Raw genomic sequence first — 18,312 nt, forward strand, 5'->3', positions numbered from 1 at the left:
TAGTTTTATTAACTAGCTGCTTCGTTGTGCTAAAGAAAGATTTTTTAAACTGCACACTTTGTAAGAACATACATAAAATATAATGCGGTATTCTTTTTCAATATTAGTCTTGATCATGAAGCGCCCTAAAAGGCGCTCTTTATATTTGAAATAAATAACCCTTTTGTTCAAACAGACTCACGATTCATATAAACCAAACATATATATACATAGACAAGACATAGCTTTTTATTATACATGCACAATTTTTGTGCATGTTTTTGTTTAATACAATAACTATACCAACCTAAATATGGTAAAATTTAAATAAGGTAGGTGAATATAATGAGTGGATTTGTAGTTTGCACACTTGTTGGTCTAATCATTGTAATAATGGGTTATCTGATTCATATTAAAAAATAATTATTTCTTATTGCTGGATACCAAGATGCTACTTTTATTGGTGATAAAAATAAACTAGCTAAATTATTCGGCATATTTGCTTACATAGTAGGAATTGCTACTTTTTTACTACCTTTCGGACTTGAATTTTTTGGTGGCATAAGTGGCAAAATCTATGCAACCTGTGTTGTTGCAGGTACATTTTTTGTTTTGGTTAGAAAACAAATGATTAATAAACCTTTTTAAAAAGAGTCTTAATATAGCTCTTTTTTTATAGATAAAACTAATTCAAATAACTATTTTGTTAAATTTCTCAATTCACTAAGTGCTAACTTTATAAAATGAATTCATATACATTTATTGAATACATATTACGTTCATATAGAACCAACTAGTTTAGGAGCTGATCAGTATGACAAGTAAACCACTGGTAATAACGCTACCTCCTATATCAAAAACCAAAATCACTTTTTATTCTTCTTCTGGTGAAGTAATAAACCACACTTTTTTTACAAACGAGACTTTAGAACCTATAGCAACGTTTGCATATTGTCCTATAGACTTTGAAAGATTTGAAACTAAACGAATGCCAGTCCTTATAAAATAATTTTTCATTCTCATTTACGAATAATCTTTTTTTCATTACACATACTACATCTGAGCGCTCTCTCCCTGGGCTTCGCTCTTTCAAAACGGAAGGCACTCCTCCGTGCAGTGTATGAACATAGCGGGCAATCCAGTCAGGTGCCTGCTATGTTTGTTTATAGGTGTAAAGATTCTTGTAAAAACTAACGCTTTCATTTTAAATTTATATTGTTTTAAACTATCTATTCTACTTCTCTTCTCTTGTTCATATGCCAAGTTCTCTATTCATACACTAAACATAATTGACATAACTAAGTGGAGGATAACTATGTCTTTTGCAAATATGATTAAATACGGACGCGTTCCCCTCTTTAATTCCAACTTCCCTTTAATTTTATTTTGGAGTCAAAAAAGTGGCTGTACTTCTCTTGCACATTGGTTTTTTTATCAAATAAATTTATTTAAACAAGCCATAAAATACGATTCTTTCATCCATAATTATGAAAATGAAATATATAAAAACTCCTCGGACTACTTTATTGAATTAGCTGCAGCTTTATATTCAAAAGAAAAAGATACCTATAAGTTAGTAAGAAACCCGTATACAAGAGCTGTAAGTTCATTCTTCTCATTAATCGCTCCCCCTTACATAGAAAACCCAGCATGGAATCCTATTCGGAACTTTTATTATGGTAATGAATTTTGTAATAAACCTATTTCATTTAAAATCTTTCTCTACTACTTAAAAGCACAAATGATGGATTTAGAACAAGTAGATCCACATTTAATGCAGCAGTATGAACCAGGTGAGGAGGAGTTTGTTACAAAGTATATCTACCTTGAAAATTTCTCTACTGAAATTATTCGCCTCGAACAAATATATCAACTAAAAACTTCCCCTTTACATATACTAACCAAATCATGGCATCATCAGAAGGACAGGGCGATTTTTAAAGGGAATTTTGCAGATGCTGATATTACTGATCCTTTATTCCCACGGCTCCCAACATACGATAGTTTTTATGATCATGAAACTATCCAATTAGTACAAGATGTTTTTAATAAGGATTTCAGCACATACAAATACCCATTAACCCCTTTAAAAAATAACTGATTTTCTAATTGCAGTTTCATATATTATAGAGAAACTTAAATTGACCTATTTAAGTTTCCTCATAAAACTCTCGTCGTAAGTTGGGACACTGGAAGCCGTGTCTTTTTTTAATAAAATTCAAATCAATATTCATATATTACAATAGCATCAGAAGTACCATTAAAACAATTAGAGCAACTACCACAGCCGCCACAACCTCCACAACTAAAACAACCAAAACAACCGAAGCAACCAAAACAACGGAATCCACCACAACGAAATCCACCGCAACGACCGCCACCGCAACGACCGCCACATCCGCCACAGCGACGAGCAGCATCTTCAATATAGTAATATGGATATTGGTTTTGCTGGTCCCAGTACACAACATTTCCAGACTGGTAATCATTAAGGCTTAACGCTTGTAGTTCTTGTTGAAACTGATTCATTTTCATGACCTCCGTTTATTAACTTTAAACCTTTCGACGCTTTCCTATATTTCTGTTTGTTAAATCTTAGTAGAAATAGCGCTATAAGCTAAGTTCAATACGTACACCTACAAAATATGACCTATCACTAGATGATGCACCTTGTTCATGTACCTATTTTTAGGTTATTTTTCCACGGGCTCATTTTTATAAAGTGAAACTTTAATCAGTGGGGGTTTTCTTTATCCCCCACTGATTATTAGTTGAACCAATCGGAATTTTATGGGCAGCCCGCCCCCCCACCTAAATTCTTTTCTTTCGCTGAATTTTGTTTTGAGGCGGGGGTCTTACTGCCCATTAAAGCGGGATAAATTGAAAAAAGACGCACTTAGATTGATGCGCCTTTTTGTGATACTTCTTTTGTTAAATTATATACATAAGTATTATTCATACCTGTGAATAGCAATACCTCTTCTCTTTATCCTATTACGTTTTTCTCTTCTGTACTTATCGGCCACTTTTCTAATGTATAAGCCATTTCCCAAAATGAATATTCATATTGGCTGCTAATAATAAAATGTTGTTTCATTCGATTTCGGTCTGCCTCTGTTACTTTTTCAGCTATTGCATCTAATCGTGTAATTTGTTCTTCAACCAACGTTCGGAACCAATCAGATCCATAAGCAGAAATCCATTCGTTATAAATTGGCTCTTCTGGCCGACACTCTTTTAAACGCTCACCAATTTCATAATATAACCAATAGCAAGGTAAAATAGCTGCAATGATATCACCTAAATGCCCTTCATACGCAGCACGATACATATGTGAAGTATATGCGTATGCAGTTGGAGCAGGGATAAAAGTATCTTTTTCTTCTTGTGTTATCCCTAATTTCTTCGCAAAATTCTCATGTAAAGATAATTCCGCCTCATATGTATTTTGAGCATGGTGTGCCATACGAGCTGTCGTTTCTAATTCCAGTGCTTTTGCAGCTCCTAAAGTTTGTACTCTAGCAAAGTGACTTAAATAATATGAATCTTGAAGCACGTAATAGCGAAAACTAGCTAAATCTAACGTTCCTTCACCAAGTTTTTTTACAAAAGGATGATGAAAACTAGCTTCCCAAATTGAATCTACTTCTTTACGTAATGATTGTGAAAAAGTCATTTAAGTCCCTCCAATTATGTATAAAATTTAAGTATTTACCCACCATTATTAAATCTGTAAAACAAAAAAACTTTCTTTACAGGCGTAAAGAAAGTGAAATTGACAGTTTTTATTTATTAAATAGCAATGTCTTTCCCACTTCCCTACGCTGGCATTAACCAGATCAGGTACTAAGAGTCTCAAATTCCAATTTGATCTCAGCCTATAATAGGCCCCCCTAGTGGATAAAATATTTAATTTTCGTATTGTATTCATCATAACATACTTCATGTAACTGTCAAAAGTTATTCATGATACCACTACTTAAAATCCTTCGTCTTTTCTTACTCTTAATGAAGTTTCAATAATCATATCTAATAGTTTACTATATTCAATTCCCGCTGCAGCTGCACTTTTTGGTAGTAAACTCGCTTGCGTCATCCCTGGTAATGTATTAATCTCCATTACATATGGAATACCATCCTTCACCATCATATCCACCCTTGCATAAACGCTGCATTTTAATGCTTTATAGCAAGCCAGTGACGCTTTGTTTACACGTTCCTTAAGTTCAGCTGGAAGTTCAATAACTTCTTCAATTGTACTAGTATCATCATATTTCGCATTGTAATCAAAGAACTCCGCCGCATGTCGAATTGAAATAATAGGTAATTGTTTTCCATCAAAAATGGAACATGTAATCTCGTCACCTTTTATATATTTCTCTATTACTACTTCAGAATCCCATTCGAACACCGTTTCCAGCATTGAAATTAATTCATCTTTATCATAGACAATCTTTACCCCCACACTCGAGCCACCAGAGTTTGGTTTTACCACTAACGGAAATCCTAATTTATCTAATTCATCAACATTTAGATCCTCCATTTTTGTAAGTTCAATCCAATCTGGTGTTTCTATTCCTTCATAACGTAAAATCTTTTTCGAAATATTTTTGTCCATACATATACCGCTAGATAACATATTGCTTCCGCTATAAGGAATACCTAAACTTTCAAGCGTTCCTTGAACAGTTCCATCTTCTCCGTATTTTCCGTGTAATGCGAGCAATGCAAAATCAATGTCTTTCGCTTTTTCGATTAAATCCATTTTTTCATTTAATGTAATTGGTACAATTTCATATTTATTTTTATCTAAATTTGCAATCATTTCATTTCCAGTCATAATGGATACTTGTTTTTCAGAGGATACTCCTCCCATAATAACGCCAATTCTCATTTCCTCAACTCCAAATTTCGTTTTTTATTGTATCACCGATTATTTTGATTCCACGAACTATTTCTTCTTCTTTCAGGCGTGAAAATCCTAATCGAAAAGTGGTCGCTCCTTCTCCATCAGAATAAAACACATCTCCAGGAGAAAAAGTAACCCCTTGCTCATAACACTTTTGCAAAAGTGTGCGGGCATGAATTTTTTCTTCTAACTCTATAAATAAATGAAGTCCACCATCACCGGTCATTCTTTGAAACGGAATGTACTCGTTACACGCCCCAACAGCTAACTCATATTTTTTCTTATAAACAGACCTTGCCTTTTTTAAATATTTTTCAAAATATCCTTCATGTAAATATTGAAAAAGAACAGCTTGATCTAAAGTAGATGTGTGAATTGTTCTTGCTCTTTTTACACTTTCTAAATAATGAATCAGCTCTTTATCTGCAATGATCCATCCAACACGTAAACCAGGGAAAAGTACCTTCGAAAAGCTACTAATATAAATCACATTATTACCAGCACCAGCAAAAGTTAATAGTGGGGCTAAATGTGAACCTGAATAACGTAGTTCCTCATTAAATCCATCTTCTATAATAGGAACCTTATATTTTGAAAATAATCTCATCAGTTCCGTTCTTTTCTCTGAACTCGTAACAATACCGGTTGGATTATGATAGGAAGGAATTAAATACGCAAAATCAAACTCTTTTTCACGCAAGCTTTTTTCCACTTCGTTCGTATCAATACCATCTTCATTCATATTTATTCCATCCACTTCAAGACCATGTAGGCGGAAAAGTTTGAGTGCAGCATGATGAGTCGGATTCTCGCAAATAACCCGCCCTGATTTCTTTGATAACGAGGATAGAACAATGTCTAACCCTTCTGTAAATCCATTTGTAATTAAAATGTCTTTATTCGAAATATCTACACCTTTCATTTCCATATAATGAAGTAAATATTTCATTAACGGTCTATAGCCTTTTGCGTATCCGTAATTTAATACGACATCACCTTCAATGGACATACGAGTAAGAAAAGCTCTTTTGAAATTTTCCACATCAAATAGCTTTTCGTCCGGAGCGATACTGTTAAAAACAATCATTCCTTTTTCCCAGCGAACACCATGTTTCATTAAATCTAATTCATCCGCTAATAAAGTAACTGTATTAATTTTATTTTTCCAATCTATTTCAACAGACGAAGTGTTTGAAATATCAACCTTCGCAACAAAATTCCCTTTTCCTTTAACTGCATATATAAGTCCTTCTTGCTCTAAATCCGCATAAGCAGCTAGCACAGTATTTCTGCTCACACTTAATAATTCGCTAAGTTCCCTCGTCGAAGGAATTTTTTGATCCCCGAGCAAATACCCTTTCATAATCATCTTTTTTAAATAATCTTTCAATTGAATATAAACGGGACGCTCTTTGACAACTTTAAAATCTTTAAACAATTCCTTACCCCCTGCAATCATTTTTGCATATTTATTTCATTCTCAAAAGGTCCACTACATATGTATTTTTTATAAAGGGCGGTACGGTCTTATAAAGTGGAACTTTAATCAATGGGATTGTTTATTAAGCTCACTGATTATTAGCCCTCACGAACCAGGCGTTTTACTACCTGTTACTAAGGGATAAATCTTTACGGTATAAGTTAATTATATCTTTTAAAGCTGCTGCTGCGGCTCCGCGTGGATTTGATGCACCACCAATTGTAGTAACTTGTCCCATCGTATCTGTAAAGAACGTAATCCCTTTTTCTGTCCCATTTACATTTGCTAGCGGATGATCCTTATCTATTTCGTACGGTTCTACTTTAAGAGTCACTTTACCATCCTGGTCCTTATACGCTGAAGCTATTAATTTAATAAATTTATTTTGTTCCTTAGCATTTCGAATTTGTTGTTTTGTAACATGTTCAATTCCTTTTATATATATATCTGTAAGCATATGCTCTGTTCCCATTAAACTGTTTGTCAAAAGTAACAATTTACAAGCACTATCAGATCCGCTTACATCCAATATTGGGTTCGTCTCAGCAATTCCTTTACGTTGCGCTTCTTTCAGTGCTTCTTCAAACGTAATATCTTCCTCATTCATTTTCGTAAGAATATAATTTGTTGTCCCGTTTAATATTCCTTCTATTTTTTTAACATGGCAACCAGCTAAACTAAATTGACCAATATCAAGTGTCGGTAATGCGGCCGCAGTTGCACCACTATATCGAATTCGTACATTCGCAATTTTTGCTGCTTCATTTATTTCTCTCCAGTTTGTAACAAGCGCACCTTTTGAAATTGCTACTATATCCATTTGTTTCTCAATCGCTTGTTTTATATATTGTTTCCCTGGATTTCCATCTTTAAGGTTTGTAACTGTTGATTCTACCAGCACTGTACCACTTATGTTATCTGTCGCACGTTCCTCCGGATGATATTCTATATACTTTTCAATTGCAGCACTACTGCTACCATACATTAATAAGTTGTGAATAGATAATCCATCCTCATTATGTATTGCAACATTTCTGCCTAATACGCCACTTACAACTAACTCTATACCATATGTTTCATATATATATGAACATTTTTCATGTAGTAATTTTATAAACTCTCTTCCTACTGTTCCATATCCTGATAGTACAACTTTAATTTTCATAATATCCCCCCATATTTTTCTACCAAATCCCTCTTTCAATATAATATAAAGCGCCCTCGAATTCCATCGAGAGCGCTTTATTATTACCTATTTCGGTAAACGTGATAGCTTTTCAGCAATTGTTCTATAAAACTCTTGAATGTTAGAAAAACCTAACGTGTCTGAAATACTTAATCCTACCATGTCGAGATGGTCCCAATTTGCTTTCGTTTCGATATGATTCCATTTCCCAATCTGTAATGACTCATTATTATTTACGGTAGCATTAGAAGAAGGTGCAATCATAGAACTTGTATTTACTACACCATCATTTTGCCACCAAGTAGTATCAATTAATGGACGATTTTCTTCATACCTTGCATAGGAACCTAAGAAAAATGCATTCCCCATTAACACTTTATTCATCGTTATATGAGGCAAATGTAAACCTGTTATAGGTGCCGCTTGTGATGCATGTCCACTATAGGATAAGTAATACACATTCGGTTGCGTCTTTACCCAATTATTTAACTCCTTTGCACCATCTGTACTTAAATCCCATTGACTTATATCTTTTGTATTTTTCCAAAGTGAACTATTTAGAATACGATTACTGTATTGGAAAAAGGACTCTCCAACATTTTTCTTTATGCCCCATTGATCCAATTTAAAATCATATAGTGATAAATTATCGTTTCCTCCAAAACTTGCAGCTGTAATGAGTAAATCTTTAACGAACGGTAGTAGAAGACTACCATCCGCAAGTGTTGTACCGTTGTGAGGAGTTGCTAATGTTGTAACACTATGAACATATGATTTCTCGCCCTCAAATAATGGTGATATTTTGGTGTTTGGGTGATTTTTCACATAATTTTTTTCTTCAAAACTGCCTTCTTTTAATAGCTGTACTAATGTTCTAATCGTTTGTCCACCCATGCTATGCCCAACTAAATGAACTTTATTTGTTTCACTCCAATTCGGCGCAAAACCACTATAAGTTCTACCAAAACGATTATGTCCATGTTTCTCAGCATGTGCGGCACCGTAGTCTACTGTTCCACCGTTAATTTGGGCATATAATTCACATGCACGGTCCCAGTTACTAGAAACTGGTCCAACAGCTGCGGTATGAACTGTATAACCATTGCGTTTCAAATCTTCTTGTATATCATGAACACCCCCCCAATATTTAACCCCTAGCATTTCCTCTCTACCCCATCCGGCAAACCCATTTACTAAAATGATCGGATAATTATTTTGTTGACTCTCTTCAGCATATGTTATTTTCGCTACCAATGAACAAACAGCCACTAATGCAAAAAAACATATTTTTAAAAATAACTTCCCCATATTTCCTCCCCCTGATAAAACGTTTACATTTTTCACTTTACAGCATGCTTTAATAACTTAAACATAATGTAAATTATTATATATACGTTGTATATATAGAAAACATATACAAATGTTGATAAATATTAATTCAAGTAAACATTTACTTTTTACAATACACCTTGTAAATCTATTTATTTGAATTTATAATTAGGTATAGTTTCCTCATGTTAAAAAGATTTAAAAACCATAAGAAAACTAATCTCATTGCTTGAAAAGGAGGAAAAAGCATGCAAATCAGATCAAATATTCATACATTATCTCAACCTACTAAAATAACTCCATCTAATCTTGAGCATAATACTATCTCTTCTACTAAACTTGAAGATAAAAAATCAAATGATCCCATCAAATTTGATATTCGTTCATCTGAAAAAGAGACGAAACAACCTGAGCATAAATTTAATGAATTAGATTTATGGAAGATGCTAAAAGATAAAGGTGTTCCTTTATGGATTATACTTGAAATGCTACAAAAGGCTCGTAAAGAAAAAGAAGCACAAAATAATTCAGTTCAAAATTCAAATGCGATTGAAGAAACGAGTGAGACTCGATTAAATGAAGTAATGTAATCTATGTTATATGAATGCTCTAAAGTAAAAAGAGTTCGAGATTGATAAAATTTCTATCAACCTCGAACTCTTTTTTAAGATTTTTCTCCAATCGTTACAAACTGAAATGATACCTCCCCTTGATGATCTTTAATTAACTTTTCTACTTTTACTTTTTCATTTATTAATGTATTATCTGTCGACATTTTAGGTTTTTCATCACCTAAAGACTTGTTCAGGTGGAGAAGATGCATTTTCGTTTCATTTGCTTTTAATTCTTTATACACACTATCTTTTGCTACAATTACATACGCTTGTGTTGGATATTTACGAGTGTTACCTATCCAAGCATCACTACCGTATTTAACAGCAAACTCCTTTCCTTCTAATTCAATACTTTTTAAATTTTTTTCATCTTCTTGTGCCAACAAAATCGAGCCTTCTTTTGGTAACTTAGGTAACGTATCTATAGGTCTAAATTTGGATCCATTCTCTCTTTCACGAAAAATCTTTGTTTTAATCAACGCTTGTGCTGTAGATTCATTTAAAATTAAAACTTGTCCATTTCCAAATGTACCCGTTTTCACAGAAAACACTTCATTTTCTTTCGTAATTTCCTGATAACGATTCATAATTAATAAAGTATTATTTTCATCTCCAATGATTAATACACCGTTAGCTGGAAATCTGTTTTCATTTTTAGAGCATGCACTTAAACTTATTAACATTAATATACTTAAAATGAAAATAGATAATATTTTCTTCATCACAGTTCCTTTCATAACTCAAATTGTTTTTACATGCTTTTATGCAGTCTTACTTACTCATATTCCCTACTGTTCCATAGTTTTATAAAGCTTTTGTAAATAACGCCAACGAGTTATATAGAAATATAAAACTTGTATACAGATAAATGAAATTAAAATTACAATAGAACTATTTAAAATAGAAAAATCGACTAATTGTTGTAATGCCATATAAGCAACCACTGTGTGTATTACTGCAATGGTAATCGGTAAAAAGAACATTAATAATAACTGTCTCGTTACAACTTTTTTCAACTCTCGCTTACTTAATCCCATTTTCGAAATCATTTTATATTGTTGTTGATCGCGATCCAAATCAGTATATAACCGGAAGTAAATAAAACTAGCGGCAAATGTGAAGAAGACGATTCCAACTAAAACACTGGCCATAAGTAATAATCCATTCGTTTGTTTTGCCTCTAACAAACTTAAAGTCAAAGCTTGAAAATGGAAATTATCTTCTCTTGCATCTGCATTGAATATACTATTTAATTGATTTGAAATTTCTTTTGTCTTTATCCAGTCATCTACAACAAATCCGTATGTACGATGTTGAATAACTACATCATCTTGATTGATATTAAAAGGAATACCATCATATACACGATCTTGAACCGCGATAAAAATACCGCTAGTATCATGTGGTAAAACTAAATTTTCTACAGCTTTTTTCACACGAAATGTCTTTATCCAATCTCCTTCAATGACTTCAATATTCTTTTTATAATCACCATTTTTAAATTCTTGTTTTTGTGATACCATTCCAGGGATTAGTAATATTTCATCTTCTTTTTCAATCGTTTCTTGTTGATACCCTAGCGCTCTCGCAAGTTCGTTATATTCACTTAATTTCATTACATATACATTACTTTCTGTATATTTATAAGAAGATGAAGCTGTTCGATATGGAATATTCGCATCAGCAAGATGTTTTTTTATAATAGAGAGATGTTTATCCACCACTTTGTCTTTTTCAGGACCTATATAAAGAAACGTATATGGGTTTGTCATTCTTACCAATTCTTTATTCCCAATAGCAGCTGTAGTTCCAATTGCTGTAAAAGCCACTGCTGAAATAATAGACACTATAAAAAACATAGTTGCATTATCTTTCATACGGTAAATTAATTCTGAAAACGTTAATATATTTGTTCTCTTTAAAAAGAAAAATTCACTCCTTTTCGCAAGATGCAATATATAAACACTACATTGTGTATATAAAAAGTACGTTCCTATAATTACTAAGAGCACACCCATTACGAGCATGATAAAACTATGATTTTGAATAAAGCGAAATACTGAAATGTACCCATACCCTATACTAATTAAAGAAAGTAACGATAATATTATTGAAGCTTTCGGTTCAGGCTTTGGCTTTTCTCCAGCTTGAATAAGTTCCACAAGTTCGGTTACTTTAACCGTTTTAAATGTAACTAACGAAACGATTAAAAATAAGACAAGAAACGTGAAAACTGTTAATAATACAGCCTGCACTGGTATATAAAAAGGTAAACCATTACTAATCATTAATACACTGGCACTGATTAGTAAAACTAGTTTAGAAAATATGAGGCCAATGAGGATCCCAATACAAATCGAACCAAGTCCGATTAACATATTTTCAATTAACAATAACTGCTTAAGCTGTCTCATTGACATACCTTGCATCATTAAAATACCAAATTCTTTCTTACGCGTTTTTAAAAACGAGCTCACTGAATATAAAATAAAGAAAAATGAAAAGACAAAAATCAAACCTTGGGATATTTGAAATCCTAATGTACCAAATGTACTTATTGTTTTACTTGTCGATTTCAACTCCCCTTGTAAATCAGGATGGAATAATAAAAGGGCATATGTAAAGAAAATCATAATCGAAAATGCACTACTTAAAAAATGGGCAGCATATGTACGCTTATTTCGAAAAATATTATTAAATGCGAACTGACGAAAAGTCATGCCTTTTCCCTCCTAACAAAGAAAGGACATCCATAATCTTTTGATAAAAGGTTTGCCGACTTTCACCACGATAAATTTCGTTATACAGTTGACCATCTTTTATGAAGATTACTCGGCTACAAAAACTAGCTGCATACGGATCATGTGTAACTAACATCATCGTTGCCTTTTCTTCCTTATTAAGCGTATCCAGCATCTCCATTACATCATTTGAAGATTTAGAGTCTAAATTCCCGGTCGGTTCATCAGCAAGTAATAATTGCGGCTTATGAACAATTGCACGAGCAATTGCTGTTCTTTGAGCTTGTCCCCCTGAAATTTCAAACGTTCTTTTATTCAATATATCTGTAATATTTAATTTCTCTGCAATTTCTTCTACTCGTTTATTCATTTCTTGCACAGAAACACCATCTAATGTCATCGGCAATACGATATTTTCCTTCACTGTAAGCGTACTAAGTAAATTAAATGATTGGAATACAAATCCTAATTGTTTTCTACGGAATAAAGCCAAATCTTCAGATGATAACTGGAAAGGATTCGTACCATTTATTACTATTTCTCCCGATGTTGGAGAGTCGATAGTAGATACCATATTTAATAACGTTGTTTTCCCGCTACCAGATGGCCCCATGATCCCTATAAATTCACCTTCTTGAATTGATAAATCAATATCTACTAATGCTTTAAAAGGTATTTTCCCTTTATATACTTTACTAATATTTTTCGCATGTAAAATTTCCATTTCTATTCTCCCTTCATTTGCACTTCTCACAATAGAGTGTAAATGAATTCTCTTATAGCTCATATTGATTCATCTTTCATTTATCTTACACGCTTGTAAGATTTCTAAAAAAACTGATAATAATACTATTTACAAATTAAAATTACGCATAACTATCTTATAATAATTGTATAGTGGTAGGAAATACAATATCCTATCTTTATTATACGAAAAAGAAAAGACCGATTACTTTATCGATCTTTTCATTCCCAAAGTTATATTTTTAACTTACGCCTTTAATTGAAATGTATTTGATAAATACTCTCTGCATCATTGACCGTAAACTCTTGTAGGTATAGATCTCCACAATCTATTCTAAATAACTTAGTCAAACTCTCTTCTCCCATGTTAATCCCCCTTACTTACATTAAAGTTCCTTAATCTGCTTCGTAAGTTCCTTAAATCGTTCATCCAGTGCTTTATATTCTTTGTCTTTAGAAGTTAAAAAGCTTAATTTCCCTAATACTTCTTGTCTTTCTGTTTCTAACGTTAAACGTAGCTCTTCAATTTCATCTCTTGTTTTCGTAGGTTCTTCAAGTTGCTTTTGTATCGTATTGTTTACAAACACAAGTTTTGTGTTTGTTGTTTTCTCCAGAAAATATCGATCATGAGAAACAATAACGAGTGTTCCGTTATACTCAGCTAATGTATTTTCGAGCTGTTCACGTGAAGGCAAATCCAGATGATTCGTTGGTTCATCTAAAATAAGTACATCTTTTTCATCTAAAATATAAGCCATTAGCTTACATTTTACTCGTTCTCCCATACTCATATATCGTATCGGCTCTGTCCATTGAGAAGATTCAAATCCTAAATGTTTCATTAAATTTTGGACTTTTCCTCTTTCTTCAAATGTCTCTTTATAAAATAAATCTTCTGGTGTTTTATCAAGTGGTAAATCAAATACTTCTTGTGTTAAATAACCGATGTTTGCTGATGGTGAAATCCATATTTCGCCTTGAGCAGTTTCCGCTCCCATAATCATCTTTAGTAATGTTGTTTTCCCGCTACCGTTTGGGCCAACAATCGCAATCTTCTCACCGTGCTGAATTGTAAAATTAACGTTTTCAAATAATAGCCGATTATTAAATTCTTTCCGTAATTGTTTTACTTCTAAAAAACGTTTCCCTACTTTTTTATTCGCTTGAATAGAAAATTCAACCGAATAATCTTCTTTCACACGTTCAACTTTCGTTTTCTCAAGCTCTTTTTCAAGACGTTTTCGTTTCGATTTTACTTGCGCATCCATTCGCTTCGCCTTTACACGATAAAACTCTTTCACACCTTCTTGTTTTGTGGACTGCGCATGTGCCTTTTGTGACCATGAGCTTAATTCTTTTATATGAGTTTCTACTTGTTCTATCTTCTTTTGTTGTTTTTCATATTCACGCTGCTGCGTCATTCTTTTATGCTCACGTGCTTTCATATAACTCGTATAATTCCCGCTATGATCAATTAATTTTTTATCCTCAATTGACCATATTCTAGTCGCGACAACATCTAAAAAATATCGATCATGCGATACGACGATAACTGTACCTTTCATATTTTTTATTTGTTTAATAAGAAATTCCGTACTCATCTCATCTAGATGATTTGTCGGTTCGTCTAATATTAAGACATTAGGATTTTCAGCAAATCCTTTTGCTAATCGAACTTTTAGCTTTTCACCACCACTTAAAGTAAAAAAATCATTCGTTGGCACGCCCCATTTCGCAAGAAGTTCTGCTTCTTTTGCAATTATATCCTTATTAACAAAAGATTCTTTTTCTTGTTCAACATATGCTGTTGTCATGTTCATTTGCATCCATTCAACAGTACCTTTTGAAGGCTCAATCTTCCCATTTATTAATTGAAGTAACGTTGATTTACCGGCACCATTTTTACCAATTAATCCGATAACATCCCCTTGTTTTACTGTCACATTCATTTTCTCTAACAACATATTTTCCTTTATTTCAACATAAACATCATTTAATTTTAATAGTTCTTTCATAATACCGATCCCTTTCATTAAGGGAGAATAAAAAAATCCTCCCAAATAAATTTGGCAGGATTAGTCGTTAAAATATTTATACCCAAATAAGCTATTGCGCAACATAAATAGCAATACCGTTGTATGGAAATTGGGCAGACTAATCCTATTTTTTAGAAATTGAAATGTATTGAATTTCAACATTTAAAAATAAGATTAGTTAATCATCGTCCACCCATCATTCCTTTCCGTCGTTAATAACCATATTGTACCATACTAGTACTGTATGAGTAAATGTAATTATATGTGCTGTTAAAAAGATTGCTTTCTTTTAGATTTATTTATCATTCCTTAACTTCATGTTGAATAAGCACAAATTACATTGATTGTAATACGTCCTTTAGGTTTCCCCAGTAATAAATTTTATATAAAAACAAAATCTTATTCGTTATCCAATAACCACTTATTGTTTTTCGATAAATTTTTATTGATTATTCCCTTGTAATAAGCTATTATATCTTTACAGAAAATATTAATGTAAGGATTGAATTTATGGACAGGACATTAGAAATCACAAAGTTAAATATGTTTATAAGGATTTTTATCCTCCCGATTATAGTAGGGATACTTGTTGGTATACTAACGAAATTGGGGCAAGGTATACTTCCGGGACATTGGAATTCATTAGCTAACCTAGGAAGCGTTTGGTTAGTTCCATCCTTTTTTGTGGCTAGCTTTAGTTATTCTAAGCGTACAGCTATACTTTCTGGTATCCTTGCACTACTCGGTATGGTACTAGGCTACTATGGTTATGCAATAATATTTAAAAATGTATCTCATTCTATTTATTTTATTTCTGTATGGATAACATGTGCATTCATTGGAGGAACTATCTTTGGAATTGCAGGTTTTCTATGGAAAGATACTACAAATCCACTTCATAAATTAGGAAGTGCACTTATTGGTGGAGTTTTTGTAACGGATGGACTTCACATTCTTTTAAATTTTGAAGACTATAATCACATGTTACCTGTTGGATATACCGAAGTCATAGTCGGGATTATCTTGATTCTTGTATTAGAACGCTCTAATGCTAATCGAATTTCTTCTTTCTTAATGATGGTTCCTATCACTATTTTAGGGTTAATTGGATATAAATTATTAAGTTTGTTTACTTAATTACAATAATGTATCATGAAAAAACAAAAGCTATTATAGTCCACAAAATATATCAAGAATTTGATCATTATACTTATTAATGTTGATACACTTATTCATAGGCTGGATTCATGAAGCTATCTCTTTCAAAGGGATAGCTTTTTTCTTACAAAAACTATTCATCAACTTTTATTAAATACTTCTAATTTAACAATCGTATTTATTAGCGTGGCATTATGTATACTAAGATGACCTTTTACCATTCCATATAATCGCCATAAAGTTAAACTTTAACCAGTGGGGGTTTTCTTTATCACCCACTAATTATTATCCCTCATCAATCGGACTTTAATGAGCAATCCGCCCCCATTAAAACGAGATAAAATAAGGCTAAAAAACTTATTTCCAAAGTTATTTAGCCTAGATCACTTATTTATACATTATAAAATTTAATTCGTACAACCGTACCTTTACCAACTTCTGAATGGATTTCTACACTATGTCCTAATTGCTTCGTAATTTCATATACGAGATATAGCCCCATTCCAGTTGATTCTTTAAAATCTCTACCATTTTCTCCTGTAAAGAAAGGTTTAAACACTCTTGGTAAATCTTGCTTCGGTATTCCTACGCCATTATCGGCAATTTCAAGTATAACATTATTACCTTCCTTACAAGCTCTTACTCTAATCTTCTCTCTACTACCAGATGAATATTTAATCGCATTTGATAGTATTTGTCCAATTAAAAATTGTAACCATTTCGCATCACTTTCTACTGTAATGTCCTTATCAATTTTAAGCTCTGGATATACAAAATTTCGGATAAAGAAGCGTTTATGTTCATGCACAGAATCATTCACTATTTTATGTAATTGTACTCTTTCCACATAAAAATCTTGTGTAAATGCTTCTAAACGTGCGACATACAGTGCCATCTCTAATCCCTTTTTCAGCCTATCTGTTTCCTCATTTATACTTTCAAAACGTGGTTCCACTTCATCCTGTGTAATTAATTCTATTACAGATAAAGGTGTTTTCATTTGATGAATCCACTGATTCATAAAAGTTAAATGATCATTATTTTTTCTCTCTTGTATCTGGAGTTGATTTTGATAATGGCGATATTGTACCTCAAGCAAGTCTTGAAGAGCAGCAGATATAGCTGCAAAATCAGATTTTTGAACCGATTCATCTAAAGATTGCATCGGGTTTGCTAAACGTTCATAAAAAGAACGATGTGTATAGTAACGAAATAGTAAATAGCCTACCATAAAAAAGGCACCTAAAAACATTGCATACAATGCCGTCGCAATACGGTTATGTCCATCAAACCAATATACGAGGAATATGGCTAGTAGTTGGATCGCTGTAAAGCAAATAAGTGGTATATGATCACGTATAAACAGCCTTATCATTTTTCCATACCAGTATCCCAAGTAATATGCAATCTATATCCAACACTACGAATTGTTTCAATCGCATTCTCAATATGTAACGTTTTTAACTTTTTTCGAACACGTGTCGTATTTACACTTAATGTATTATCATCAACATAGGATTCGCTATCCCATAATTTATTTAATAACACTTCTCTACTCACAACACGCGGATAATTTTTCATTAACATTTCTAATAAAATAGCTTCATTTCTCGTTATATCAATTTCTTGATTCTTAAGCTTCAATACAAGCCTTTCAGGATATAAACAAAGACCCTGTTGCTCAACCATCCGTTCTTCTACTTTCGGTGCATAATCTCCGTAAGCACGCCTTAAATGACTTCGAATTTTAGCCATTACAACTTCGTAATGGAATGGCTTTGAAATGAAATCATCGCCACCGTTTTCTAGCGCCATGACTTGATCCATCGTACCTTCACGAGCTGAAATAAATAATATCGGACATGTAGAAACTCCACGAATTTGACGACACCAATAGTACCCATCAAAACTCGGTAAATTAATATCTAATAAAACTAACTCTGGTTGTTCTTCTAAAAAAATATTTAATACATTATGAAAATCCGATACAATAATTCCTTCATACCCATATTTCGCAACGTATGTTGATAATAGTTCTGCAATTTTCATATCGTCTTCTACAATCATAATTTTAACCATGTGTTTACTCCTTTTTCGATCCACAATCTTATATTCAATTATATAAAATAAATACTA

16 protein-coding genes, 2 pseudogenes and 1 riboswitch are annotated in these 18,312 nt (G+C 32.7%); of the genes and pseudogenes, 5 read left to right on the top strand and 13 right to left on the bottom strand.

Annotated elements, in window-relative coordinates:
• Positions 1–321: 321 nt before the first annotated feature.
• From MR083_RS01465 to MR083_RS01475, 3 genes and pseudogenes are all read left to right on the top strand, one after another.
• A pseudogene (locus tag MR083_RS01465) lies at positions 322–627 on the top strand (DUF3784 domain-containing protein).
• A 166-nt stretch (positions 628–793) separates the two neighbouring features.
• Positions 794–988: a hypothetical protein gene (locus tag MR083_RS01470; RefSeq protein WP_242268292.1), complete on the top strand. Its 195-nt coding sequence runs from the start codon at positions 794–796 to the stop codon at positions 986–988.
• A gap of 306 nt (positions 989–1,294) precedes the next feature.
• Positions 1,295–2,080: a sulfotransferase family 2 domain-containing protein gene (locus MR083_RS01475; RefSeq protein WP_242268293.1), complete on the top strand. Its 786-nt coding sequence runs from the start codon at positions 1,295–1,297 to the stop codon at positions 2,078–2,080.
• Between the two features lie 122 nt (positions 2,081–2,202).
• On the opposite strand, the gene MR083_RS01480 is transcribed toward MR083_RS01475, so the two are convergent.
• From MR083_RS01480 to MR083_RS01505, 6 genes are all read right to left on the bottom strand, one after another.
• On the bottom strand, positions 2,203–2,508 hold the full coding sequence (locus MR083_RS01480) for a heterocycloanthracin/sonorensin family bacteriocin (RefSeq protein ID WP_001071358.1): 306 nt from the start codon (positions 2,506–2,508) through the stop codon (positions 2,203–2,205).
• Between the two features lie 457 nt (positions 2,509–2,965).
• A complete protein-coding gene (gene tenA, locus MR083_RS01485; protein WP_242268295.1) occupies positions 2,966–3,655 on the bottom strand; it encodes a thiaminase II in 690 nt (229 codons plus the stop codon).
• Between the two features lie 123 nt (positions 3,656–3,778).
• Positions 3,779–3,884, bottom strand: a riboswitch (TPP riboswitch).
• 74 nt (positions 3,885–3,958) lie between these two features.
• Positions 3,959–4,873 (bottom strand): D-alanine--D-alanine ligase, encoded by a 915-nt coding sequence (gene ddlB / locus MR083_RS01490; RefSeq protein ID WP_001219730.1) that lies wholly within the window; start codon positions 4,871–4,873, stop codon positions 3,959–3,961.
• Positions 4,874–4,877: 4 nt separating this feature from the next.
• Positions 4,878–6,326: a MocR-like pyridoxine biosynthesis transcription factor PdxR gene (gene pdxR / locus MR083_RS01495; protein WP_000471647.1), complete on the bottom strand. Its 1,449-nt coding sequence runs from the start codon at positions 6,324–6,326 to the stop codon at positions 4,878–4,880.
• Positions 6,327–6,492: 166 nt separating this feature from the next.
• Complete coding sequence (locus MR083_RS01500; RefSeq protein ID WP_000695913.1) at positions 6,493–7,533, bottom strand: homoserine dehydrogenase; 1,041 nt, start codon at positions 7,531–7,533, stop codon at positions 6,493–6,495.
• Positions 7,534–7,620: 87 nt separating this feature from the next.
• Positions 7,621–8,862, bottom strand: a complete 1,242-nt coding sequence (locus MR083_RS01505; protein WP_000517052.1) for an esterase/lipase family protein — start codon at positions 8,860–8,862, stop codon at positions 7,621–7,623.
• A gap of 269 nt (positions 8,863–9,131) precedes the next feature.
• On the opposite strand from MR083_RS01505, the gene MR083_RS01510 reads away from it, so the two are divergent.
• Positions 9,132–9,473, top strand: coding sequence for a DUF3914 domain-containing protein (locus tag MR083_RS01510; RefSeq protein WP_001167180.1), 342 nt, complete (start codon positions 9,132–9,134; stop codon positions 9,471–9,473).
• Between the two features lie 74 nt (positions 9,474–9,547).
• Here the strand turns inward: MR083_RS01510 and MR083_RS01515 are convergent, their stop codons facing one another.
• The 5 genes and pseudogenes from MR083_RS01515 to abc-f all read right to left on the bottom strand — a co-directional run bounded on the left by MR083_RS01515 (position 9,548) and on the right by abc-f (position 14,997).
• Positions 9,548–10,219 carry a lipoprotein BA_5634 family protein gene (locus MR083_RS01515; protein ID WP_000722811.1) on the bottom strand — a complete coding sequence of 224 codons (672 nt, stop codon included), beginning with the start codon at positions 10,217–10,219 and terminating at the stop codon, positions 9,548–9,550.
• A gap of 66 nt (positions 10,220–10,285) precedes the next feature.
• Positions 10,286–12,217 (bottom strand): ABC transporter permease, encoded by a 1,932-nt coding sequence (locus tag MR083_RS01520; protein ID WP_046647115.1) that lies wholly within the window; start codon positions 12,215–12,217, stop codon positions 10,286–10,288.
• Positions 12,192–12,962, bottom strand: a complete 771-nt coding sequence (locus MR083_RS01525) for an ABC transporter ATP-binding protein (RefSeq protein ID WP_000404256.1) — start codon at positions 12,960–12,962, stop codon at positions 12,192–12,194. The genes MR083_RS01520 and MR083_RS01525 overlap by 26 nt, the downstream gene beginning before the upstream one ends.
• A gap of 287 nt (positions 12,963–13,249) precedes the next feature.
• A pseudogene (locus MR083_RS27980) lies at positions 13,250–13,348 on the bottom strand (acetyltransferase); the annotation flags it as partial.
• A 20-nt stretch (positions 13,349–13,368) separates the two neighbouring features.
• Positions 13,369–14,997 (bottom strand): ribosomal protection-like ABC-F family protein, encoded by a 1,629-nt coding sequence (abc-f, locus tag MR083_RS01530; RefSeq protein WP_011040367.1) that lies wholly within the window; start codon positions 14,995–14,997, stop codon positions 13,369–13,371.
• Between the two features lie 531 nt (positions 14,998–15,528).
• Here abc-f and MR083_RS01535 point away from each other — a divergent pair.
• The gene (locus tag MR083_RS01535; RefSeq protein ID WP_000376246.1) at positions 15,529–16,155 is read left to right on the top strand and encodes a DUF6518 family protein; all 627 of its coding nucleotides are present in this window, start codon (positions 15,529–15,531) and stop codon (positions 16,153–16,155) included.
• A 412-nt stretch (positions 16,156–16,567) separates the two neighbouring features.
• On the opposite strand, the gene MR083_RS01540 is transcribed toward MR083_RS01535, so the two are convergent.
• Both MR083_RS01540 and MR083_RS01545 read right to left on the bottom strand, forming a co-directional pair.
• On the bottom strand, positions 16,568–17,551 hold the full coding sequence (locus tag MR083_RS01540) for a sensor histidine kinase (RefSeq protein ID WP_046647112.1): 984 nt from the start codon (positions 17,549–17,551) through the stop codon (positions 16,568–16,570).
• Positions 17,548–18,255 carry a response regulator transcription factor gene (locus MR083_RS01545; protein ID WP_000239001.1) on the bottom strand — a complete coding sequence of 236 codons (708 nt, stop codon included), beginning with the start codon at positions 18,253–18,255 and terminating at the stop codon, positions 17,548–17,550. Before MR083_RS01545 ends, MR083_RS01540 begins: the two co-directional genes overlap by 4 nt.
• Between the last annotated feature and the right edge of the window lie 57 nt (positions 18,256–18,312).

The organism is Bacillus cereus group sp. BfR-BA-01408, assembly GCF_022663305.1.
In the GTDB taxonomy this organism is placed as follows: Bacteria; Bacillota; Bacilli; order Bacillales; family Bacillaceae_G; genus Bacillus_A; species Bacillus_A pacificus.

Coding starts and splice junctions, on each gene's coding strand:
- MR083_RS01470 (WP_242268292.1), top strand. CDS start 794: ATGACAAGTAAACCACTGGTAATAACGCTACCTCCTATATCAAAAACC.
- MR083_RS01520 (WP_046647115.1), bottom strand. CDS start 12,217: ATGACTTTTCGTCAGTTCGCATTTAATAATATTTTTCGAAATAAGCGT.
- MR083_RS01500 (WP_000695913.1), bottom strand. CDS start 7,533: ATGAAAATTAAAGTTGTACTATCAGGATATGGAACAGTAGGAAGAGAG.
- MR083_RS01510 (WP_001167180.1), top strand. CDS start 9,132: ATGCAAATCAGATCAAATATTCATACATTATCTCAACCTACTAAAATA.
- MR083_RS01515 (WP_000722811.1), bottom strand. CDS start 10,219: ATGAAGAAAATATTATCTATTTTCATTTTAAGTATATTAATGTTAATA.
- MR083_RS01525 (WP_000404256.1), bottom strand. CDS start 12,962: ATGGAAATTTTACATGCGAAAAATATTAGTAAAGTATATAAAGGGAAA.
- MR083_RS01535 (WP_000376246.1), top strand. CDS start 15,529: ATGGACAGGACATTAGAAATCACAAAGTTAAATATGTTTATAAGGATT.
- MR083_RS01475 (WP_242268293.1), top strand. CDS start 1,295: ATGTCTTTTGCAAATATGATTAAATACGGACGCGTTCCCCTCTTTAAT.
- ddlB (WP_001219730.1), bottom strand. CDS start 4,873: ATGAGAATTGGCGTTATTATGGGAGGAGTATCCTCTGAAAAACAAGTA.
- MR083_RS01545 (WP_000239001.1), bottom strand. CDS start 18,255: ATGGTTAAAATTATGATTGTAGAAGACGATATGAAAATTGCAGAACTA.
- tenA (WP_242268295.1), bottom strand. CDS start 3,655: ATGACTTTTTCACAATCATTACGTAAAGAAGTAGATTCAATTTGGGAA.
- MR083_RS01540 (WP_046647112.1), bottom strand. CDS start 17,551: ATGATAAGGCTGTTTATACGTGATCATATACCACTTATTTGCTTTACA.
- MR083_RS01480 (WP_001071358.1), bottom strand. CDS start 2,508: ATGAATCAGTTTCAACAAGAACTACAAGCGTTAAGCCTTAATGATTAC.
- abc-f (WP_011040367.1), bottom strand. CDS start 14,997: ATGAAAGAACTATTAAAATTAAATGATGTTTATGTTGAAATAAAGGAA.
- MR083_RS01505 (WP_000517052.1), bottom strand. CDS start 8,862: ATGGGGAAGTTATTTTTAAAAATATGTTTTTTTGCATTAGTGGCTGTT.